The organism is Roseburia sp. AF02-12 (assembly GCF_003461765.1).
GTDB classification, from domain to species: domain Bacteria; phylum Bacillota; class Clostridia; order Lachnospirales; family Lachnospiraceae; genus Roseburia_C; species Roseburia_C amylophila.
This window is the reverse complement of record NZ_QTXS01000001.1, coordinates 1,692,496-1,715,100: the sequence shown is the minus strand read 5'-3', so window position 1 is coordinate 1,715,100 and position 22,605 is coordinate 1,692,496. Positions and strand designations below refer to the sequence as shown.

General features: G+C 42.3%; 18 protein-coding genes and 5 tRNA genes. 19 read left to right on the top strand and 4 right to left on the bottom strand.

The features are described from left to right. The first annotated feature begins 298 nt into the window (after window positions 1-298). From DV740_RS08400 to DV740_RS08375, 6 genes are all read left to right on the top strand, one after another. Complete coding sequence (locus DV740_RS08400; RefSeq protein ID WP_117697707.1) at window positions 299-1,033, top strand: LytR/AlgR family response regulator transcription factor; 735 nt, start codon at window positions 299-301, stop codon at window positions 1,031-1,033. Next, window positions 1,030-2,340: a sensor histidine kinase gene (locus tag DV740_RS08395; protein WP_242986082.1), complete on the top strand. Its 1,311-nt coding sequence runs from the start codon at window positions 1,030-1,032 to the stop codon at window positions 2,338-2,340. The genes DV740_RS08400 and DV740_RS08395 overlap by 4 nt, the downstream gene beginning before the upstream one ends. Before the next feature lie 85 nt (window positions 2,341-2,425). Beyond that, window positions 2,426-2,755, top strand: coding sequence for an LptM family lipoprotein (locus tag DV740_RS08390; protein WP_118087832.1), 330 nt, complete (start codon window positions 2,426-2,428; stop codon window positions 2,753-2,755). Window positions 2,756-2,896: 141 nt separating this feature from the next. Continuing rightward, on the top strand, window positions 2,897-5,008 hold the full coding sequence (locus DV740_RS08385) for an alpha-glycosidase (RefSeq protein ID WP_118087983.1): 2,112 nt from the start codon (window positions 2,897-2,899) through the stop codon (window positions 5,006-5,008). Between the two features lie 89 nt (window positions 5,009-5,097). Further along, a tRNA-Tyr gene (locus DV740_RS08380) sits at window positions 5,098-5,179 on the top strand. A 55-nt stretch (window positions 5,180-5,234) separates the two neighbouring features. Next, window positions 5,235-5,318, top strand: a tRNA-Leu gene (locus DV740_RS08375). 91 nt (window positions 5,319-5,409) lie between these two features. On the opposite strand, the gene DV740_RS08370 is transcribed toward DV740_RS08375, so the two are convergent. Next, entirely contained in the window at window positions 5,410-6,429 is a 1,020-nt protein-coding gene (locus DV740_RS08370) for a LacI family DNA-binding transcriptional regulator (protein WP_117841617.1), read from the bottom strand. A 336-nt stretch (window positions 6,430-6,765) separates the two neighbouring features. On the opposite strand from DV740_RS08370, the gene malQ reads away from it, so the two are divergent. The 9 genes from malQ (at window position 6,766) to DV740_RS08325 (ending at window position 16,150) form a co-directional block, all read left to right on the top strand. Then, window positions 6,766-8,217, top strand: a complete 1,452-nt coding sequence (gene malQ, locus DV740_RS08365; RefSeq protein ID WP_197420814.1) for a 4-alpha-glucanotransferase — start codon at window positions 6,766-6,768, stop codon at window positions 8,215-8,217. 75 nt (window positions 8,218-8,292) lie between these two features. Beyond that, window positions 8,293-9,588 carry an extracellular solute-binding protein gene (locus DV740_RS08360; RefSeq protein ID WP_118087831.1) on the top strand — a complete coding sequence of 432 codons (1,296 nt, stop codon included), beginning with the start codon at window positions 8,293-8,295 and terminating at the stop codon, window positions 9,586-9,588. A 130-nt stretch (window positions 9,589-9,718) separates the two neighbouring features. Beyond that, complete coding sequence (locus DV740_RS08355) at window positions 9,719-11,101, top strand: carbohydrate ABC transporter permease (protein ID WP_118087830.1); 1,383 nt, start codon at window positions 9,719-9,721, stop codon at window positions 11,099-11,101. After that, window positions 11,101-11,979 carry a sugar ABC transporter permease gene (locus DV740_RS08350; protein WP_117947131.1) on the top strand — a complete coding sequence of 293 codons (879 nt, stop codon included), beginning with the start codon at window positions 11,101-11,103 and terminating at the stop codon, window positions 11,977-11,979. The genes DV740_RS08355 and DV740_RS08350 overlap by 1 nt, the downstream gene beginning before the upstream one ends. A gap of 606 nt (window positions 11,980-12,585) precedes the next feature. Beyond that, window positions 12,586-14,298, top strand: a complete 1,713-nt coding sequence (locus DV740_RS08345) for an alpha-amylase family glycosyl hydrolase (RefSeq protein WP_118087829.1) — start codon at window positions 12,586-12,588, stop codon at window positions 14,296-14,298. A gap of 132 nt (window positions 14,299-14,430) precedes the next feature. Next, window positions 14,431-14,503, top strand: a tRNA-Phe gene (locus DV740_RS08340). Between the two features lie 20 nt (window positions 14,504-14,523). After that, window positions 14,524-14,594: transfer RNA gene (locus DV740_RS08335), tRNA-Gly, on the top strand. Window positions 14,595-14,615: 21 nt separating this feature from the next. After that, window positions 14,616-14,688, top strand: a tRNA-Gly gene (locus DV740_RS08330). 229 nt (window positions 14,689-14,917) lie between these two features. After that, window positions 14,918-16,150, top strand: coding sequence for a DUF4317 domain-containing protein (locus DV740_RS08325; RefSeq protein ID WP_022242942.1), 1,233 nt, complete (start codon window positions 14,918-14,920; stop codon window positions 16,148-16,150). A gap of 95 nt (window positions 16,151-16,245) precedes the next feature. Here the strand turns inward: DV740_RS08325 and DV740_RS08320 are convergent, their stop codons facing one another. Further along, window positions 16,246-16,779, bottom strand: a complete 534-nt coding sequence (locus DV740_RS08320; RefSeq protein ID WP_118087828.1) for a restriction endonuclease — start codon at window positions 16,777-16,779, stop codon at window positions 16,246-16,248. Window positions 16,780-16,859: 80 nt separating this feature from the next. On the opposite strand from DV740_RS08320, the gene DV740_RS08315 reads away from it, so the two are divergent. Further along, complete coding sequence (locus DV740_RS08315) at window positions 16,860-18,647, top strand: aminopeptidase P family protein (protein ID WP_334294252.1); 1,788 nt, start codon at window positions 16,860-16,862, stop codon at window positions 18,645-18,647. Beyond that, a complete protein-coding gene (locus DV740_RS08310) occupies window positions 18,620-18,817 on the top strand; it encodes a hypothetical protein (protein ID WP_118087827.1) in 198 nt (65 codons plus the stop codon). Before DV740_RS08315 ends, DV740_RS08310 begins: the two co-directional genes overlap by 28 nt. A gap of 44 nt (window positions 18,818-18,861) precedes the next feature. On the opposite strand, the gene DV740_RS08305 is transcribed toward DV740_RS08310, so the two are convergent. After that, complete coding sequence (locus DV740_RS08305; protein WP_242994250.1) at window positions 18,862-20,862, bottom strand: amylo-alpha-1,6-glucosidase; 2,001 nt, start codon at window positions 20,860-20,862, stop codon at window positions 18,862-18,864. A gap of 715 nt (window positions 20,863-21,577) precedes the next feature. Between DV740_RS08305 and DV740_RS08300 the strand changes: the two genes are divergently transcribed. Together DV740_RS08300 and DV740_RS08295 are read left to right on the top strand one after the other, a co-directional pair. Continuing rightward, on the top strand, window positions 21,578-22,081 hold the full coding sequence (locus DV740_RS08300) for a hypothetical protein (protein WP_117841622.1): 504 nt from the start codon (window positions 21,578-21,580) through the stop codon (window positions 22,079-22,081). A gap of 13 nt (window positions 22,082-22,094) precedes the next feature. Next, window positions 22,095-22,277 carry a DUF6472 family protein gene (locus DV740_RS08295; protein ID WP_117697689.1) on the top strand — a complete coding sequence of 61 codons (183 nt, stop codon included), beginning with the start codon at window positions 22,095-22,097 and terminating at the stop codon, window positions 22,275-22,277. A gap of 3 nt (window positions 22,278-22,280) precedes the next feature. Here DV740_RS08295 and DV740_RS08290 read toward each other — a convergent pair whose 3' ends face one another. After that, window positions 22,281-22,565: a GNAT family acetyltransferase gene (locus DV740_RS08290; protein ID WP_117841623.1), complete on the bottom strand. Its 285-nt coding sequence runs from the start codon at window positions 22,563-22,565 to the stop codon at window positions 22,281-22,283. Window positions 22,566-22,605 lie beyond the last annotated feature (40 nt).

The following is a 22,605-nucleotide window of genomic DNA, read 5'->3' as shown; positions in this document are numbered from 1 at the left end:
GAGTAATGAGAAAAAGTGACAGGCGAGGAAAAGAAACCAAGCTTGCTTGAGTTTCTTTTTTACAGCTTGGAACTTTGACGAATACCGCGATAGCGAGGGAACTTGTTCCCGAGCCTATCGCGGAAGTGAGGGAGCTTGTTCCCGAGCCTATCGCGGAAGTGAGGGAGTTTTTTCCTCACTTATCTCGCATAGAAAACTCCCATCCCTCAAACAGTGGACATCGGCTCCAAAACTGCCTATAATGAATCTTGAGAAAAGAATATTTCGATAAAGTTGCTACATAGATGGGAGATACAACATGATAAAGGCAGCATTTTGCGATGATGACGATACGGTTTTAAAAGAACTGCAGAGCTTACTGGAGGAGTATCGCAGGGAGCGTGATTACAGAATAGATGCAAAAGTCTATCACAGTCCGCTGGATTTGCTGAATGAAATGGAAAAAGGAACCCGCTTTGACATTTTGTTTTTGGATATTTTAATGCCGGGGGTAGATGGAATCCAAACGGCATCCGAGATTCGGAAGTTTGATAATAATATCAAAATTATTTTTCTTACTTCTTCGGTGGAGTTTGCGGTGCAGTCTTATGAGGTGAAAGCATATTATTACCAGTTGAAGCCGATTGAAAAGGGCAGCTTTTATCATCTGCTGGATTCTGTGCTAGAACAGATGGAAAAAGAGCATGGCAGCAGTATTGTACTGCGCTGCAAGACGGGAATTACCCGGATTGCGTTAAAACAGCTGGAATACTGTGAAGTAATCCACAGGACATTATTGATACATCTGACCGATGGAACCGTATATGAATGCAACGGCAGCATGGATGAACTGGGCCGGCAGCTTATGCCTTATGGAACTTTTATACGTCCACATCGTTCATATCTTGTGAATCTGGAATATATAAAGAATCTTTCTTATCGTACCATTACGATGTCAAGCCTTGTGGAAATTCCTGTTCCAAGAGGGAAATACAATGAAATAAAGAGTGCATTTCTGAAAAATGCATTTGAAGATGGGCAGGTGACGTTATGAGCCTTTGGATGTCCCTTTTTAACAATGTGGCAGTCAGTGTTTTTGGAAGTGTGCTGGCGGCATCCTTCTGTGATGCACTGGACCGGCGGAAAAACCGGATCATATTCTGGATATGCATCGCACTGATTCCGATTGCACAGGGGATTATTTACTATGTATGGGATGATGGCTTTTTGAGGCAGATTTATCCGCTGCTGGTACATGTTCCGTTGATTTTACTGTTATGTGGACTGACCGGTAAATTGCTATGGCCATTTTTCTCTGTGATGGCAGCCTACCTTTGCTGCCAGTTACGACGCTGGCTGGCACTTCTTGCAGTAGAAATTTTGGGTGGAGGAGTATTGATGCTGGATGTGGTGGAATTATTGATTACGCTGCCACTACTGTTTGGACTGATGCACTTTATGACGCCGGCAGTCCGCTATATTTCTGGTTATTCCAGAAAAATGCAGTGCCAGTTTGGTGTGATACCGGTGCTGTATTATGTATTTGATTATCTGACAAGGGTGTACACAGATCTTTTGTCCAGTGGGGCTCCGGTTGTTGTGGAATTTATGCCGTTTATCTGTTGCGGGGCATATCTTGTGTTCTTGTTGTATAACTTTACAAAAGGGCAGGAAGAAAACCGGATGAAGGAGATTCAGAAAAGCCTTGATATGCAGGTAGCACAGTCCATGCGTGAAATAACGGCGTTGCGGGAGTCGCAGAATCTGGCCAGCCGTTACCGCCATGACCTGCGTCATCATTTACAATATCTATATGCCTGTTTGGAGAACCATCAGATACAGAAGGCAGAGGATTATATATCTGATATCTGTAATGAGCTGGAACAGCAGAAGGTGATACAGTATTGTGAAAACGAAGCTGCGAATCTGATTTTGTCATCCTTTGCAGGAAGGGCAGAAGCGGAAGGAATTGTGATGAAAGTGGAAGGCGGCATGAAAGCGAAGACGGTGATAAGTGATACTGACTTGTGTGTGCTATTGTCTAATGCCCTGGAAAATGCCATCCATGCCTGCAGGGAAGTACAAAAAGAGGGAAAAGAAGCCAGAATAGAAGTACAGATTTATGAAAAACAGCAGCAGGTATTTTTACAGATAAAAAACTCCTGTGCCGGAGCACCAATCTTCGAAAACGGAGTCCCGGTTTCAAAGAAAAAAGGACATGGTATCGGAACCCGGAGTATCTGTGCCATTGTGGAACGCTATGGAGGTGTATATACATTTTCATTGGAAAAAGAGTATTTTGTACTCCGTCTGAATCTGTCGGAAAAGAATGTCGATTCAGTACATTTTACTGCCGTTTGAGACGTGAATCTCCTGCTGGATAAGAAAGAATGGTAAAATATATCTAAGTCGAGGATGACACACAAAAGACAGGAGGAAGATAAAAATGAAGAAAATAATTTCATGTTTAGTGGTATTAACTATGTGCATTTCACTGGCTGCCTGCGGGGGAACGGATAAACAGGCTGCAATTGATGCATTCAATAAAGCAAGCACATCATTCAATGAAGTAGCGAATGCCATCAATGCGAATCCGGATGCATACGACCAGGATGTGATTGATACCATGGTTGAAATGGCAGATGTCTTACAGCAGCACAAAGAGCTGTTAGAGGGAGACACTGAAATTGAAGAAGACAAATTAAATGAAATGATTGAATGGTATGGTACCGTAGAAGAATGGGTATCAGACGTAAAGGCGGAGTTAGGTATATAATAGATTTCATAGAGTTACTTCTTTAAAGAGGGGACGGATACGGAAAATGTATCCGTCCTTTTCTGGTTGTAATCTTTGGAACTTTCGTATATTATAGTAATAAAAATAATTATTTAGAAACGAGAGGCTTGTTGTAAGATGATGAAGAAACAGCAATCGATTTATGAATTGAACAGAATTCAGCAGTATATTATGCAGATGCGCCCGATTCTTAGAAAACGCGCACTCTTTTCTGATGGAACAGAAGATTATCGTAGTCCGGCAGAACCCAAAGTCGGAGAGCTGGTGACCATTCGTTTTCGTACAGCAAGAGATAATGTAGATGCAGTCTGGCTTTGTACAGAACAGAAAAAATATTTTATGGAAAAGACCGAGTCAGAGGGGCTCTTTGATTATTATTCCGTAGAAATCCGTATGACAGAGGAGCATTTCTACTATTACTTTGAAATTGAGACGGGAATGCTTCACTGTATCTTTGACCGCTATGGCGTGAATCAGACACCAAGACCGCAGTATAATTTTGAAATTGTACCGGGTTTTTCCACGCCGGACTGGGCAAAAGGGGCGGTTATGTATCAGATTTTAACAGACCGTTTTTACAATGGAGACACTTCCAACGACCCGTTGACGGATGAATATTTCTATATCCGTGCTACCAGTCAGAAGGTAGATAACTGGGAGAAATGCCCGGAGAATTTTTCGGTAGCAGAATTTTATGGCGGAGATTTAGAGGGCGTGAGAAAGAAAATGGATTATCTCACAGAACTTGGAATAGAGGTGATATACTTCAATCCACTGTTCGTTTCTCCGTCCAATCATAAGTATGATATTCAGGATTACGATTATATTGACCCGCATTACGGCAAAATAGTGGTGGATGAGGGAGAACTTTTACAACCGGGTGACCGCAATAACCAGCATGCCAGCCGCTATATCACCCGCGTGACGGATAAACGGAATTTGGAGGCAAGCAATGAACTTTTTGCAACGCTGGTAAAGGAAGCGCACCAGAGGGGCATCCGCGTCATCCTGGATGGAGTGTTTAATCATTGCGGTTCCTTTAATAAATGGCTGGATCGTGAAAAAATCTACCGTAGTGAAGCAGGCTATGAACCGGGAGCCTATATCAGCAAGGACAGTCCGTACAATGACTTTTTCCAGTTCCATGATCAAAATGCGTGGCCGGATAACGGAAGTTACGATGGCTGGTGGGGACATGATACATTGCCGAAGCTTAATTACGAAGATTCAGATACATTGCATGATTATATTCTGCATGTGGCTGCAAAATGGGTTTCTCCACCTTATAATGCCGATGGCTGGAGACTGGATGTTGCGGCAGATCTGGGACACAGTCCGGAATATAACCATCAGTTCTGGAGAGAATTCCGTGATGCCGTAAAGAAAGCCAACCCACAGGCAGTGATTTTGGCAGAACATTACGGCGACCCGAGAGACTGGCTGGGTGGAGACCAGTGGGATACAGTTATGAACTATGATGCTTTTATGGAGCCGGTGACATGGTTCCTTACCGGAATGGAGAAACACAGTGATGATTTTAAACCGGAAAATATAGGAAAGTTTGAGAACTTTAAAGGCGCTATGAAGCATTATATGGCAAGCTTTTTGACACCATCGCTGCAGTGCTCCATGAATGAACTTTCCAACCATGACCATTCCAGATTTTTAACCAGAACCAATCATAAAGTAGGTAGAGTGGAACACCTTGGAACAAAAGCGGCAGAAGAGGGCGTAAATACAGCGGTTCTACGGGAGGCGGTTGTTATTCAGATGACCTGGCCGGGAGCACCTACCGTTTATTACGGTGATGAAGCCGGACTATGTGGATTTACAGATCCGGATAACCGCAGAACTTATCCGTGGGGCCGGGAAGATAAAGAACTGATTCGTTTCCATCGTGATATCATCAGAATTCATAAAGAAAACCCGGCACTTCGTACCGGAAGTGTGAAATTTTTAAATGGTGAGGATAATCTTCTCTGCTATGGAAGATTTAACCGGGAACAGCAGTTTGTCATTATTGTAAATAATGATGAAAATATCCGGCACATTGATTTGTCTGTATGGGCAGTGGGGCTTCCGAAGTATGGAACTTTAGAACAGATACTTTTTACCAGTGAAAATGGATACTCCATTTCTTCTGTCAGCTATGACATCGACAATGGAAGATTGGATATTACATTGCCAAAGCATGCAGCTGTCATTCTGAAAGGAAAGAATCCGGAAGAATAAAAAATGCAAAAAATGCATAAAACGCCTTGCACACAGCAGGGCGTTATGCTATAATCTATATTCGTCAGGACAATTAATGACTGATAAATGGGCAGATTCCCGAGTGGCCAAAGGGGACAGACTGTAAATCTGCTGCAAATTGCTTCGGTGGTTCGAATCCACCTCTGCCCATTCTCGTTGTGGTTATGCAATGAGAATTTTTTTATGTAACCATAAAAAGATGCTTGCCCGCGTGGCGGAACTGGCAGACGCGCAGGACTTAAAATCCTGTTGTGGTGACACAGTACCGGTTCGATTCCGGTCGCGGGCATTAAAAAAGGAAACGGTCGTTTTCTTTTTTTTTATGCCGGAAATCCGCAAAGCACATTTCCATTGTTGTGATGTTCCCTTTGTGAATAGTCCTATTCTTCTTCTGCCTCTTCTTCTCTCTCTGCACATGGAGCAGTAGAAGCTCTTGTAATAAGCTGCGGACGCAGTAAAGTCATGCTGACGGAGACATGATTAATAAGGTTACTCAGAGCAGCATATCCACATTTGCCGAGCTCGGTTCTTTCCTGACGGACTGTAGTCAGTGGCGGCTCTAAGAAAGAAGAAATCGGCAGGTCGTCAAAACCAACCACACTGATATCATCCGGAACAGAAAAACCTCGAAGCCGGCATTCTGTAATGACTCCGGAAGCAATCAGGTCATTACCACAGAGAATTGCTGTTGCTCCGGCAGCAAGAAAATTCGGTACATGATATTTTGCACTGTCTGCAACATAGTAGCCATGTGCAACCATATCTTCTTCTACTGGAAGATTGTGGGATTTCATGGCATCTAAATATGCCTGATAGCGTTTCTCACTGACCATGGAATAGAGAGAACCGTTGAGAAAAGCAATCTTTTTGTGACCAAGCTGATAGAGATGGTCGACTGCAGATTCAATTCCTTCAGAGTTATCTGTTCCTACATAGCACACATGTGGATTCTTCTTAATATAATTATCGAAAAGAACGGTCGGAATGGAGGTGAAGGCAAGCTGCCGCATCCAGTCATCATGGAGAGCAAAGCCTACCAGGAACCCGCCGGAATAACCGTTCTTTAACATGTAAGTATCATATTTTTCAGTCATCTGGAAAGCCGGAGTAACCGGAATTACACTGACGGACCAGCCATCCCGGAAAGCAGCCTGACGGAAACCCAGGATGATTTCGTATCCGAACTGGTTGGCTGTTTCATAGTCCATATTTTCTATAAAAAGGCAAAGCTTCTTGTTTTCGTCCTTTTTCATCTTCTTGGACTGATATCCCATTTCTACAGCGGTATCAAGAACCATCTGCCGTAAATCTTCACTGATATCACTGGCACCGTTTAATCCTTTGGAAACAGTGCTGACGGAAATACCGAGCCGGTTGGCAATATCTTTAATTGTGACCATAACAAGCCTCCATAAATCTGGTATATTTTAAGTAAAATCATATCAAAAACCTCTTATATTCTGTATTATATAGAATTTGCATGACAGGTGCAAGTACTGCAAAATATTATTTTTCGAAAAAAACAGGGTTTTAAATAGCAATATAACCAAAAAAACAATGCGAATTCCGTTAAAAACGGCAAAAATGATGCTAAAAGGACTGTTTTGTTTGACAAAGTTGTTAAAAAGACGTAAAATAACCTCAGATACGAAAATTAACGAAAAGCAAAAAACAAAAACCGATGTGGGGGAAAAACATTGGAGGCAAAGAGACTAACCAGAGGAGCAGGAATCCTGATGGCAATAACAAGTCTTCCATCTGATTATGGAATCGGAACTCTGGGTGATGCAGCTTTCAATTTCGTAGACTTACTTGTAGACCTGAAACAAAGATACTGGCAGATACTTCCGATTGGACCAACCAGTTTTGGAGACAGCCCGTATCAGTCAATATCAGCATTTGCAGGAAATCCGTATTTGATAGATTTAGATGACCTGGTTCGCGACGGTCTGCTTATGGAAAGCGAGATTCGAAGCTATAACTGGGGTGCAGATGAGAAAGATGTTGATTATGCCAATCTTTTTGAAAACCGTTTTCAGATATTAAAGAAAGCATTTGAACGGTTTGATACCGCAAAGCCTTCTTTCCGGAAGTTTGAAGAAGACAATGATTGCTGGCTGGCTGATTATGCATTGTTCATGGCAGTCAAAGGAAAAGAAAATAACCGGGAATGGATGGCATGGGAACCGGGAATCAGAAATCGTACACCGGAGGCATTACAGGAATACACAGAATTACTAAAAGAAGAGATCCTGTTTTGGAAATTCTGCCAGTATAAATTTTATGAACAGTGGAAATTCTTAAAACAGTACGCAAATACAAGAGGAATACAGATTATTGGGGATATACCGCTGTATATGGCAATGGACAGTGCTGATGTGTGGGCAGACCGGAAACTCTTCTTATTAGAAGAAGACGGAAGCCAGCAGTATGTAGCAGGCAGCCCGCCGGATAATTTTTCAGAAGAAGGTCAGAAATGGGGCAATCCCGTATATGATTACTCTTATATGGAAGAGTACCGGTTTGACTGGTGGAGACACCGGATTGAGAAAAACGCAGCATTATATGATGTAATCCGGATTGACCACTTCCTTGGAGTTGTAAGGTACTATACGATTCCGTTTCGGGAAAAGGATTGCTGCAATGGGAAATGGAACAAGGGTCCTGGAAAGAAATTGACAGATGTGATGGAAGAAAGTGCCGGTGACTGCAGAATCATAGCAGACAATGCCGGAAGTGCCATCGCCGGGAGCAGAAAGCTTCTTGCAAGAATTGGATGGCCTGGAAGTAAAATCCTGATGTTTGCATTTGATGGAAATACAGGAAATGAAAATCTTCCACATAACTTTGAAGAAAATAACATAGTGGTATATACCGGAACACATGATAATGATACTGTTGTTGGTTATTTCCGGGATAAGACAGAATATGAACTGGCTTACCTCTATGAATATTTGAATATCGGCTCGAAGGAAGAAATTCCGGACGCCTTAATCCGTCTGGCTTATTCAAGCATAGCGGATGTGGTAATTATTCCAATGCAGGATATTTTACAGCTTGGCAATGAGGCCAGAATGAATCAGCCATCCACAGTCGGACAGAACTGGAAATGGCGGGTGGGAAAAGATACTCTGAGTGAAGAACGAAGAGCGTGGATCCGCACCATTGCGGCAGTATACCGCAGATAATTTCTATATGATATAGAACGGATTACCGTTTTATATAAATGCTTAATCGAAATCACATTTTTAAGGAGGAAGAAAATGAAAAAGAAAGCATTATCATTATTTCTTGTAACAGCTATGGCAGTATCCATGGTAGGATGCGGTAGCAAAGACGCAGACAAGAACACAGACAAGAACACAGACAAGAAAGATACTGAAGTAGTAGCAGCAACAGAAAAAGAAGCTGCAGCAGAAGATGAAGCTTGGGAGGGTGACTTAACAGTATGGAGCCCACAGGAAGATCAGGATACAAACTGGCTTCAGGATCAGTGTGAAGCATTTGCAGCTGAGCATCCAAACTGGAAAATCAACTTCAATTATGGTGTATGTGCAGAGGGTGAAGCAAAAGACAACGTAACAAAAGACGTTGAAGCAGCAGCAGACGTTTACATGCTTGCTAACGATAACATCCCGGATCTGGTATCTGCAGGCGCATTATCAGAGCTTGGTGGAGATTATCTTGGATATGTAACATCTACAAACTCTGATTCTATTCTTGCATCTGTTACATACAACGATTCAGTAGTAGCATTCCCATTTACCTCTAATACATGGTTCATGTACTATGATAAGAGCGTATTCTCAGAGGATGACGTAAAGAACTTTGATACAATGTTAGAGAAAGCTGGAGAAGCTGGAAAGAAAGTTTCTTTCAAATTAACTGATTCCTGGTATATTCAGGCATTCTATGTAGCTAACGGATGTACATTATTCGGTGATGGAACTGATACAGATGCTGGTATCGACTTCGGTGGAGACAAAGCAGCAGCAGTTACAGAGTACTTAGTAGACTTAGCAGCTAACCCTAACTTCTTAGTAGATGCTGACGGATCTGGTCTTGCTGGATTAGGCGACAGTGTAGCAGCAGTATTCTCCGGAACATGGGATGCTGATGCAGTTAAAGAAAAACTTGGTGACAACATGGGTGTTGCAGCTCTTCCTACCGTTACAATCGACGGAAAAGAAGGCCAGATGAAATCCTTCATCGGATCTAAAGCAATCGGTGTTAACCCTAATGCTGAGAACCAGCAGGTAGCTATGTCTCTTGCAGCTTACTTAGCAGGTGAGAAGGCTCAGACAGCTCATTATGAAATGAGAAACATCCTTCCTTCAAACATCAACATCTCTTTAGCTGACGATCCAATCGCAACAGCAGTTACAAATGTTATGACAGATACATCTATCATGCAGCCATTATGTAAAGAAATGGGTAACTACTGGTCACCAGCAGAGAATATGGGTAAAAATATCCAGTCTGGCGAAGTAACAAAAGACAACGCTGCTGAGAAGACAGAAGAAATGAACACAACTATGAATACAGACGTTGCTGAATAAGCAGAAGATGTAATTGGAAGTTCATTATAAGAATTCCTAAAAAAGCGGTTTGGAAAAGAACCGGGGACTCCAGGATACCGGAAACGGTACCCTGGATGTCTTACTATAGAGAGTATAGGAGGCCCATAGCGTGAAGAAGGCTGCTACAAAAAAGAAAAAAGCAAAAGAGTTCCAGACACCATATACTGTTGCTGGTGCGTTAGTTAAGGGAAATGCAATTACTAAGCTCTCCATGTTGATCATGGGCTTGGGCAATATTGCGCATAAACAGATTGTAAAAGGTCTTATGTTTTTGGCAATCGAGGTTGCGTATCTTTATTACATGATTTCTTATGGATTCTATGCAGTTTCCATGCTGCCATCACTTGGATGGAGAGAGCGGGAAAAGGTATGGAATGATGCAAAGAGTATTTATGAATATCAGGCTGGTGATAATTCACAGCTTATCTTACTTTATGGAGTTGCAACATTATATATTACCTTCATGTTTATCATTGTATGGAGGGAAGCAGTAAAAAGTTCATATAAATCAGAACTGCTGGCAAAAGCAGGTAAGCATTTAAACACATTTAAAGAAGACTTCAAGAGTTTGTTTGATCAAAATTTACATAAATTGCTGTTGGCACTCCCACTGACGGGAATTTTGCTCTTTACTGTTCTTCCATTGATTTACAATATTACAATGGCATTTACCAACTACAGTACGTCTGGAGAACACTTAGTGTTATTCGACTGGGTTGGATTTGCTACCTTTAAGAAAATATTGAATGTTGGAGACAGTATTGGAAAACAGTTCTATTCCGTATTAGGATGGACCCTGATCTGGGCTGTGTTTGCAACAGCATTAAACTATATTTTTGGTATGATTCTTGCAATCATTATCAACCGGAAAGAAACAAGGGCAAAGGGATTCTGGAGATTCTGCTTTGTATTATCTATCGCAGTACCACAGTTCGTTTCCCTTCTGATTATGAGAAGTATGTTACAGCCAACCGGTATTGTTAACACGCTGCTTATGAAATATGGTATTATCGACACTGCATTGCCATTCTTTACCAAGGCAATCTGGGCGAGAGTTACCGTTATTGTAATCAACCTGTGGGTAGGTATTCCATATACGATTCTTCAGGTAACCGGTATTTTACAGAACATTCCGGCTGAGTTATACGAAGCAGCAAAGATTGACGGTGCTAACGCTGTCCAGACTTTCTTCAAAATTACTCTGCCATATATGTTATTCGTAATGACACCGTACTTAATTACGCAGTTTACAGGAAACATCAACAACTTCAATGTTATTTACCTTCTGTCCGGAGGAAATCCTACGCCGGTGGATGCAACCGCAGGAAAGACAGACCTTCTGGTTACCTGGTTGTATAAGTTGACTGTTGATAAGAAATATTATAACCTGGGTGCCGTTATTGGTATTATGACATTCGTGGTATTGGCTATTGTTGCCCTGGTTACTTATCGAAATACCACATCCTACAAAGATGAGGAGGGATTCATGTAATGAGTAAGCAGAAAACAGCCACATCTGGCGCAAAAGTACGTAAAACACTTGTAAATGTTTTGGTTCATATATTTCTTGCAGTATTAGCATTTATCTGGGTACTTCCGGTATTCTGGGTAGTACTTACAAGCTTCCGTGCGGAGAAAGGTTCTTATGTTGAGACCTTCTTCCCGAAGAGTTATACTTTTGACAATTATATTAAAATATTTACAGATACAAGTATCCTGAACTTCCCTAAGATGTTCATGAATACACTGATTATTGCAATCTTTACCTGTATCATTTCAACCATCTTTGTACTTTCAGTTTCATACTGTATGTCAAGAATGCGTTTTAAAATGAGAAAACCGTTTATGAATATTGCAATGATTTTAGGTCTGTTCCCATCCTTCATGTCCATGATTGCGGTATACTTTATCTTAAAGGCACTGGGATTATCCGAAGGATCCATGATTCGTATTGCGTTGATTATTGTATTCTCCGCAGGTAGTGGTGTTGGATTCTATGTAGCAAAGGGATTCTTTGATACCATTCCAAAGTCCTTAGATGAGGCAGCAATCATCGATGGAGCAAGCAGATGGCAGGTATTTACTAAGATTACCATTCCGCTTAGTAAACCAATTATTGTATATACCATCCTGACTTCCTTCATGGGACCATGGATTGACTTCGTATTTGCAAAGGTTATCTGTGGTGCAAATGCAGACCAGTTTACCGTATCAATCGGTTTATGGAAGATGTTAGAGAAAGAGTATATCAACAGCTGGTATACATGTTTTGCAGCAGGTGCTGTAGTAGTATCAATTCCGATTGCTATCCTCTTTATGTTTACACAGAAATTCTATGTAGAAGGAATGAGTGGAGCAGTAAAAGGCTAAATTTTACAGCTATTTAAAATGTTTAAAAGAGAGGCAGTTTTTTGCCTCTCTTTGTTATATCAGTTGATAATGAAGGGTGTGGAAGATTGCGAAGGATATTTGTTCTGTGTTTGAAATAACAGGTGTTTTCATTCAGACAGAATGCGTCTCAATTCTTGGCAGTACATTTTTCTGATTTTCAGATGTCTTGCCACTGCTTTGACTGGATGCAGTGGGTGTCCGGCTGATACGGATACCTCATGCAACCGGTAAGGGGCGCTAAGAATTTCAATCTACATTATATCTATTCCGGCAACCGGCGCAAAGTCACATCCGTGTTCCAGTTGCGCCTCGTTGGCACGTCCTGTGCCAACGTTGCCGGTTGCCAGATGAAATTCCAAGCGCCCCTAACCAGTCACAAAATGGTATCCGCATTCAGCCGGACAACCACTTGCATTTTGTCAAACATTGGAAAGACAGATGATAATAAGAAAAGAAAAATGTGCTGGTTAGAATTGGAGCATTCTGTCTGGAAAATAACGTTATTTCAAATGCAGAACAAAAGCATCGCATTTACATCACCCCTTCATTTCAATGAAATAAGAAAGAGAAGAAAAGGAGAATCATATGAAAAAAAGACTACAGGCGTTACTTCTTGCACTGTGCCTTACCCTTGGAACTATAGGTTCTGGCTGTGGCGGCAGACAGGATAACAATGCTGCGGGAACAGAGACTGCTGCGGCGACAGAAACTGAAAAGACCGCAAGTGTGGAAGACTCTGCTATGGCAAAGGCAAATGCAGGAGAACTGAATATCATTGATGATAAATACCGCACCTATTATGAAGTGTTTTTATATAGCTTTTATGACAGTGATGGAGATGGAATCGGAGATATCCAGGGATTAATTGATAAACTGGATTATATCAATGATGGAGATGACAGTACAGATACAGACCTTGGCTGTAATGGAATCTGGCTGATGCCGATCATGCCATCACCGACCTACCATAAATATGACATTTCTGATTATGAAAATATTGATGAGCAGTATGGAACTATAGATGATTTTAAACAGTTAATCGAAGCATGTCACAAGCGCGGAATCCGTGTGATTATTGATTTCCCGATTAACCATACATCATCGAAACACCCATGGTTTACACAGGCAGTGGAATATCTGGAGGGACTAAGTGACGGACAGCAGCCGGATAGCAGCGTTTGTCCGTATGTAGATTATTATAACTTTACAACAGATCAGTTAAGCAGTGTGTATTATAAAGCTGGCAGCAGCAATTGGTATTATGAAGGAAAATTCTGGAGTGAAATGCCGGATTTGAACCTTGACTGTGAAGCGGTGAGAGCTGAATTTGATGAGATTACATCCTTCTGGATGGATCTTGGGGTAGATGGTTTCCGTATGGATGGTGCCAAAGAATATTTTTCAGATAATACCACAGAAAATGTGGAAGTCTTAAAATGGTTTAATGATATGGTAAAGGCAAAAGATGAGAATTCCTATATCGTGGCAGAGGTCTGGACGGATCGTGAGACATATGCAAAATATCTGGAAAGTGGAATTGACAGTGTATTTAATTTTGATTTTGGAGATGGCGATGGGATTATTGCCAATGCAGTAAAAGGAAGCTCAGAGTCCGGAGCAAAAGGATATGCCAATGTCTGCGGCAAAATGGATGAGCTTTTAAGCCAGTATAATGAAAATTATATTGATGCACCGTTTTATACAAATCATGATATGGCAAGAGGTGCCGGATACTATAGCGGCGAGTATAAGGCTGCACAGATTAAGACTGCCGGAGCCATGAATCTTATGATGAGCGGCAATGTATTTCTTTATTATGGGGAAGAAATTGGTATGAAAGGCTCTGGAAAAGATGAAAACAAGCGTGCACCAATGCAGTGGTCCGCAGATACATCTGCAGAGGGTATGTGTAAAGGGCCGGATGGAATGGAAAGCATTAAGATGACAAATGGAAGCTTGGAAGACCAGCAGGATGACCCGGATTCCATTTATAATTATTTCAAACAGGCAATCCGCCTGAGAAACCGTTATCCGGAAATCGCCCGTGGTATCGCTGCAAATGTAGAGAATCTTTCTGATAAGAATATAGCAGCAATTACCAAGACATATGATGGTAAAACCACATTACTGGTATTTAACCTTTCCCAGGAAACTCAGAAGGTTGACATTTCAGGTGTAGATTTAGGCGGAGAAGGTACTATCGGTGGAATGCTTCTGACCGGAGAAGATACAATTACGCTGGATAATAATGAACTGACACTGCCATCTTATTCCATGGCACTTATTACCGTAGAATAAAGCCGAAATGCATAAAACCGGAACAGAGTTATCGTGCCACCGGAATAAAAATGAAAAAAGCAGGAAAATTGTCTTGACAACCCCTGCTTTTTCCGATAAAATAATCAGTGCTGTGAGTGCTTTACAGCACAAGCCCAGTTAGCTCAGTTGGTAGAGCAGAGGACTGAAAATCCTCGTGTCTCTGGTTCGATTCCGGAACTGGGCATTGCCGAAAGGCAATGAACTGCGGGTGTAGTTCAATGGTAGAACACCAGCCTTCCAAGCTGGATACGTGGGTTCGATTCCCATCACCCGCTTTGCAGACTATAATTGCATATGCGATAGTGGCGTAGTTGGTAACGCGCGACCTTGCCAAGGTCGAGACCGCGGGTTCGAGCCCCGTCTATCGCTCTTTCGAAAAGCAAGAAATTTATCTTGCTTTTTTTTGACTTTACAGGAAATTGCTTTCCTGTAAAGTCAAAAACGCTCCGCGAGGATGCGCACTGCGGCGTATAAGGTAGATGTCGCAAGCGACCGCCGCAGGCGCGGGAATGTGCCAAGGCACATTCGATGTTCTATAAAAGTCTGATTTGGGAACATAAGAAATAAAAGAAAGGTAGTAAAGGAGTAGATTCATAGTATGGATAAAAAAGGTGTGGCAGAGTTAAAGAGACGTTTTACAAAAGAAAATTGTACCTTTACCAGATTGTGTGGCTGTTATGTAGATGCCGGTAAGAATAAGGTAGTTGATTTAAGTGAGACATTTTTAAATCTGGAAGATGAAGAGTTTTATAAATATTTGGAGATTGCCAAGAAAACCTTATCAGGAACTATTGGAAATAATCTTTTGGAATTGAATTTTCCACTGGATGAAGAAGCAGCAGGAGGAAGACAACAGTTTCTTTTAGGTTTAAGGGAAAGTAAATTAAAAAATCCTGAGTTACTGGAACGTTTTTATGATATGGTCATTGAAAGCTATGACTATGCAGGCAACTATCTGATTTTGCTGTTCCATGATGCTTATGATGTCATGACCAAGACCACGGATAATAATGCGCTGGATGAATCAGAAGAAGTGTTTGAATACCTTCTATGTGCAATCTGTCCGGTACAGTTATCCAAACCGGGATTGGGTTACAGAGAAGATGAAAACCGTATCGGACCAAGAATCCGTGACTGGGTGGTAAGCGTACCGGACAGCGGTTTCTTATTCCCGGCATTTACCGACCGCAGTACAGATATTCATTCCCTGATGTTCTATACTAAGGATACCAAGGCACCGCATGCGGAATTTATGGAGTTGGGATTAGGCTGTGGCGCAAGACGCACCGCAACGGAGCAGAAGATGACCTTCCATTCTATCGTCAAACAGGCATATGGCGATGATGTGGAAAAGAGCGGTGAAGTGCTGATGGAGATTCAGCAGAACTTAAATGATCTGGTAGAAGAGAAAGCAGAACTGGAAGAAGACCCGGTAATTCTGACACCGGAGCTTTTGACCAATGTTATGGAAGAAAGCGGCGTTGCACCGGAAAAGGCAGAAAAGATTGGAAAAACCTGTGCAGAGGAATTTGCAGAAGAAGCACCGCTGGCAGAAAATGTAGTAGACAGCAAAGCACTGGCTGCCAATGAGCAGATTCAGAAGGAAAAGGAGCTGGTAGCCCAGGTTGAAGTGCTGCAGCAGCAGTTAAAAGAGAAACAGATCGAGGAAGAAGCTGACGAAGTAGTTAAGACCTATGATGTTGTGCTTCGTGTAAAACCGGAAAAGGTTTCCCAGATTAAATCCGAAGTAATCAACGGACAGAAATGTCTGGTAATTCCGATGGCAGAAGATGAGCATGCCAATGTAAACGGAGTAAATACAACGGTATAATAAATAAGAATACCATCCTTACCGGCAGGTAGATTGAGCCGGTAAGGATGGTATTTGTATATAGAATCATTAAGATGAAATACTTCTTTTGAATGTCAGATTAGTGCAGATTCCGGAGATAGGATGCAAAAAATCAGCAATCCACACAGCAGAAGAAATAGGAGAAGCTGGAAGAATCTGCCCCAGCGGAAGCTGCGATGGTTTAACTGGGTGCCGTCAATGAGAATGACATCATTGGCTTCGGCAAGGGCAATGGCACCGGGATAGAAAACGCTGTTGGTAATGACGATTGCTTCATCACAATCATAATAGGATTTGCCGGCAACGGCTTCCTGTACGGCACTGTTTCCTACTTTGCCCTGATATAATTTGCACTGGACTGCATAGGTAGTCCGGTGTTTTTTTGCAATTAAATCCACACCAAAATCTCTGGAAGCTTTGGTGACAGTAACCTTTGAATATCCGTTGCGTTTTAAATATCCGGCAGCATATTCTTCAAATTCGTAGCCATTCATTTTGTCAAAATTGACACCAAAAAAGAACCGCCGCAGTCCATGGAATACGGCGAACGGAAGATGTATAATAAATCTTATGAAAAAGAAAAGTATTTTTCCAATCAGGCGAAACATAAAAGAATTCCTTTCCGTTCATAATAACGGATGCTATACTGTAATTGACCCGCTTGCATTCATTATAGCATAACATAGAGGTGATAGATTTGAAAGAAGAATTGATGGAATTAAGACAGAAGATGAAAGAATACGGCATGGCGGCATATCTCATTGTTTCCGATGATTTCCATGCATCAGAATATGTAGGAGAATATTTTAAATGCCGTGAATATATTTCAGGATTTAGCGGTTCGGCAGGAACACTGGTAATTACTGAAGATATGGCAGGACTTTGGACAGACGGAAGATATTTTATCCAGGCAGAAGAACAGCTTGCCGGCACCGGCATTATGTTATTCCGGAGCGGACAGCTGGGAGTAGTGGATATTGGTACTTTTCTGGCAGAAAAAATGGAAGCCGGCACCGTATTGGGGTTTGATGGAAGAACCGTAAGTACCGGCATGGCAAAGAGTTTAAAAGAAAAATTGCGGGAGAAAAAGATTACATTTGCTCCAGACCGTGATGTCGTAGGCGAAATCTGGGTGAATCGTCCAGCATTATCCTGTGATCCAATCTGGGAGCTTGGTGTGGAATATGCAGGTGAGAGCCGGAAGGATAAGGTGGCAGGGGTACGAAAAGCAATGGTGGATTGCAAGGCGGATTATTTTCTGATTCCGTCTCTGGATGAAATCGCATGGCTTTTTAATATCCGGGGAAATGATATTGCATATAATCCGGTGGCATTATCTTATGTACTGATTGCACCGGATGAAATCCGCTGGTATGTAAATGAAAAGAGTGTGCCGGCTGACTTAAAGGAAAGACTTTCCACTGAAAAAATCGTTATTTACGGATATGAACAGATTTATACGGACGTAAAGAAAATTCCGGCAGACAAAAGCATTCTTATAGACGAGAGTATGACAAATTATGCACTGTATGATGCCATTCCAAAAGAGATATATATGATAAAGAAGAACAGCCCGATTGAACTTATGAAGGCAGTGAAAAATGCCACCGAAATGGAGCATGAGCGGCTGGCGCATAAGAAGGATGGCATTGCTTTAACAAAACTTATCTACTGGTTAAAGCATGTGGAAGATAAGCGGCAGATAACGGAGCTTACGGTATGTGATAAATTAGAAGAATTCCGGAGACAGGGAGAAGGCTATCTGGGACAGAGCTTTGCACCGATTGCTGCATATGGTGCTCATGGAGCTATTGTGCATTATGAGCCGGATGAGAAGAGCAATATTCCACTGGATAACAAAAGCTTTCTGCTGCTGGATACCGGCGGACAGTATCTGGATGGCACAACGGATGTGACAAGAACCATTGCCCTTGGAGCATTAAGCTCAGAGGAGAAGAAGCATTATACTGCCGTATTACGAGGAAATCTGAATCTTTCGGATGCAAAATTTAAATATGGCTGTACGGGAGTCAACCTTGACTATCTGGCAAGGGAACCGTTGTGGCACATGGGGCTTGATTATAACCACGGAACAGGCCATGGCGTTGGCTATTTGTTAAATGTACATGAAGGACCGAATGCATTCCGTTACCGGGAACGGTATGGCACCGGAACTGTCATGGAAGAAGGTATGATTACTTCGGATGAACCGGGACTGTACCTGGAAGGAAAATACGGCATCCGCCTTGAGAATCTGTTGCTTTGTAAGAAAGTGGAGAAAACGGAATATGGACAGTTCATGGAATTTGAAACATTGACAGTTGCGCCATTTGATCTGGAGGCTATTGACTGGGAAGAATTAGACAGCCGGGAAAAGGCACTGCTTCGGAAGTATCAGCAGTATGTCTACGATACGATTGCAGACTTCCTTTCTGAAGAAGAAAAGAAATGGCTGAAGGAGCAGATTCCGGCATAGAGATATGGGTATTTATTGCACAGGGAGAACAAAGAATGTGCCTTGGCACATTCTCGCGCCTGCGGCGGTCGCTTGCGAAATCTACCTTATACGCCGCAGTGCGCATCCTCGTGGAGCGTTTTTTCCTTTACAGGAAAGCAATTTCCTGTAAAGTGAAAAAAGAGGCTTGATAAATCAAGCCCCTCTGTGTTTCTCGTAGTTTATTTCCCATAGTTTATTTATATGGAAGAATATCCTCGGTATAAGCCCGGAGAATTTCTCCGACACTCCATGCCTGGGCATAGCAGCCGCGGGAGGTGTGCGGTTCATTACCATCAAAAATTTCTGCAATAGAACCGATACAGCCGTGGTAGAACTGTTCTCTGGTGGCATCTAACATGGCATCTACCTGTGTGATAACTTCTTTGGAAGTTCCATAGACATGCACATAAGCAGTCAGGAAACTGCCTAAGAGGAAACCCCAGGAAGTACCCTGATGATAAGCGTGGTCACGTTTATCAAGACAGCCTTCATAGGTCGGATGGTATTCCTTATCATCCGGGCTTAAGGAACGAAGACCGGTTTTAGCATATAGTTTCTCGTAAACCTTATCTACAATCGCCTTTTCTTTGTCTGCATCTAACATGCGGTGTGGCAGGGAAACGGCATAAATCTGATTTGGACGAAGGGTGGCATCACCTTCCAGTCCGTCTACCACATCATAGAGACATCCATCTTTTTCATTCCAGAATTCTTTTGCGAAAGATTCCTTTGCATGAGCTGCAAGAGCAGCATAGTGGGAACCGTCTTCCCCAAAACGCGTTGCCCATTCTTCCATCAGGCAGAGTGCGTGATACCAGAGCGCATTGATTTCTACCGGCTTGCCGTGCCGTGGTGTAGCAACCCAGTCGCCCACACGGACATCCATCCAGGTTACCTGGTCGAGACCGCTTCCGGCATGGATAAGTCCATCTTCTTCCATATAGATGGAGAAATCTGTTCCGTGCTCATAAGCTGCAATAATTTCTTTTAATTTCGGATAAATGGTTTCCTGCACAAAAGCATAATCTTCCGGAGTGCCGGTATAATCGAGATATTTTCCAACTGCATAGAAATACCACATGGAAGCATCCGCAGTGTTATACAATGGGGCGGTTCCTTCATCCGGGAACATATTTGGTACCATGCCATGGTGGACATAGCGGGCAAATGTGGTCAGGATGTCTCTGGCATCCTGATAGCGCCCGGTAGACAGAGTTAAGCCGGTGAGGGCAATCATGGTATCCCGGCCCCAGTCGGTAAACCAAGGAAGTCCGGCAAGAACAGTCATCAGTCCGGTAGACTGCCGGTATGCAAGAAAATGGTCGGCGGCAATGGTCAGAGTCTCTGCCAGTTCATCATGGTAGCCAGCTTTTTTCTCTAACGCATCAAAACGTGCCATTTCTGCGGCAGCAGTGGCAAAAGCATCCTTTTCATAAACATCTTCAATGGTGCAGACGATAGATATTTTCTTGCGGCATCCGGCGTCCAGCGGAAATTCAATCTGGTATGGCGTGTAGTTATCATCTAATGCATCAGATTCTACATCCAGTTCTTTTTGTAACTGCATTCCGGTGGTATATTTTTCTTCACATGGAACAACGGTTCCGTCATCGGTAAAAAGACGGATGGTGACATCTTTATTCTGCTGCGGAACCAGTCTGATTTCCGGCTGCTCATAAGTAGTATCGAATTTTAAAGTGTCTACGGTAGAAGCATCATGGTGTACCCGGTAATTAAAGAGCGGAGTCAGCACCAGTGTAGCAGCCTCTCCATCATTCTGGATATCATAGGAAACTGCAATAGTATTCTTGCCGTGTTCAAAGGCGAGAGTCTTTGTCATGGTAAATTCCGGAGCTTTGGTGGTAAAATGTACCAGCCCGTCATAAGTAAAGGAATTAAGGTATTCAATACCTTCACGGTAAGCAGTGCTGCCATCACCGGCAAGATATTGTTCTACGGTAAAATCTATTTTCTCGGAAGAACGAATCAGACACTCGTTGATTTTGGAGAGAATGACGAAACGTTCTACCGGCGGGTGCAGGCTGGCAATCAGATAGCCGTGGTGTTTTCTTGCGTGGGCGCCGGTTACAGAACTGCCGGCATAGCCGCCGATTCCGTTGGTCAGAACCCATTCTTTCTGTACGCCCGCTGACATTGGGGTGAGGGCATCTTTATTTAAATGATATGCTTTCATAGAAATCTCCTTTATCGTGTAATCTGTCCGGGTGGCGGGGGAGAAAAACGAATCGTCTAACATATTGTAAGCGTATTCCGGATTTCTATTATTTTTTGTTGATGCAGAATGCGTTGCAGTTCTTAGCTGTTTTGTTTTCTGATTGTAGGCTGTCTTTCCGCTGCTTTCACTGCATAGCGTCACTGTCCGTTGTATGCGGATGCGGCAGAAAACCTGCAAGGGGCACTATGAATTTAAAAAAAGGTAATCGTTCATCTGGCAACCGGTGCAAATTCACATCCATGTTCAGATTGCACCTTGCTGGCACATCCTGTGCCAGCATTGCCGGTTGCTAGATGAAATTCCAAGTGCCCCTAACAGCCTTTCTCATGCATCCGCATATCAGCGAACCGTGTCGCTATGCTGTGAAACATTGGAAAGACAGGCTCAATAGCAAAAGAAAACAAAGCAGCTTAGTTCTGCAGCATTCTGTATTAAAAAATAATAGAAAGCCGGGATATACTATACAATAGTTTGATTTCGTATGCTTCCCCCACCCCCGGACTGTTTGCCTCTATTGTAACGAAATAATTCGAAAAAATCTACTGAAAAACACGGAAAAAACATAATTATTAAATAAATATAATCTACTGGATTAATCGCAGAAAAAGAGATATAATGAAAAAGAATCTGCATGAGAAGCAGCTGCAAAAAGAAAAATTGAGAGGTTTGAAGTATGAGTATTTTTGAAAACACAGTTTTAGTAGATAAGAAGGTGTCTGTTGTAAATGTAATCTTAAGGTATCTTTGTATCGCATTGGCGATTTTCTGTGTACTGGTTTCCATTATTGTGTATCCAGGAATTTTACTGGTTCCTGCAATTATCTTTGCAGTTTTCTGGTATCTTCTTAAAATTGCATCACAGATTGAATGGGAATATACCTATATTGAAGGAAGACTTAGCTTTGCACGCATCAAGGCAAAGAGAAAGAGAAAAAATGTTGCAAAGATTGAGATGGAAGAGGTTGTGCTGATTGCACCGTCAACTGCACATGAATTGTATAATTATCATAATAACAATCAGGTGAGCGTAAAGGATTGTTCTTCCAAGCAGTCGGGAGCGAAGACCTATGAAGTGATTTATAAGAACGGTAGCGGACTTGGAGATATTATCTTTGAGCCGGATGAAAATATGCTGGATATGATCTGCAACCGGAATGCAAAGAAAGTCATCAGATAGGAGAGGTGATTTTATGGCAGAGCAGGGAAATTGTGATACCTGTGTAAATTTTGTTTATGATGAAGATTACGAATATTATGTCTGTGATATGGATCTGGATGAAGATGATATGGTAAGATTTCTTACCGGCAACACCAATTCCTGCCCGTATTATCAGTTATATGATGAGTACAAGATTGTGCGTCATCAGATGTAAATTTTAAATAGGAACGGTTTTAAAGAGGTCTGCATTTTCTTCATAGACCTGATTGAGCCAGTCGCAAGCCTGACCAATGCCTTCGTCGGAATATTCGAAGGTGTTGGTCTTTTTTTTCTCATCCGGCGTGGCGGTAAAGCAATAAGGACCCGGCCACCAGGTGGCAAGCAGTGTGGTGGAGTCGTCTTCTACATGCTTCTCAATGCGGTAGCGCATGCCCAGATGGCTTCCGGTATACTGTGTTTTGTTATAAAAAGGAATGGAAAATAAATCTTTACGTTGTATCATAATTGCACCTGCTTTCGATTCTTTATTAAAAATAGCATGA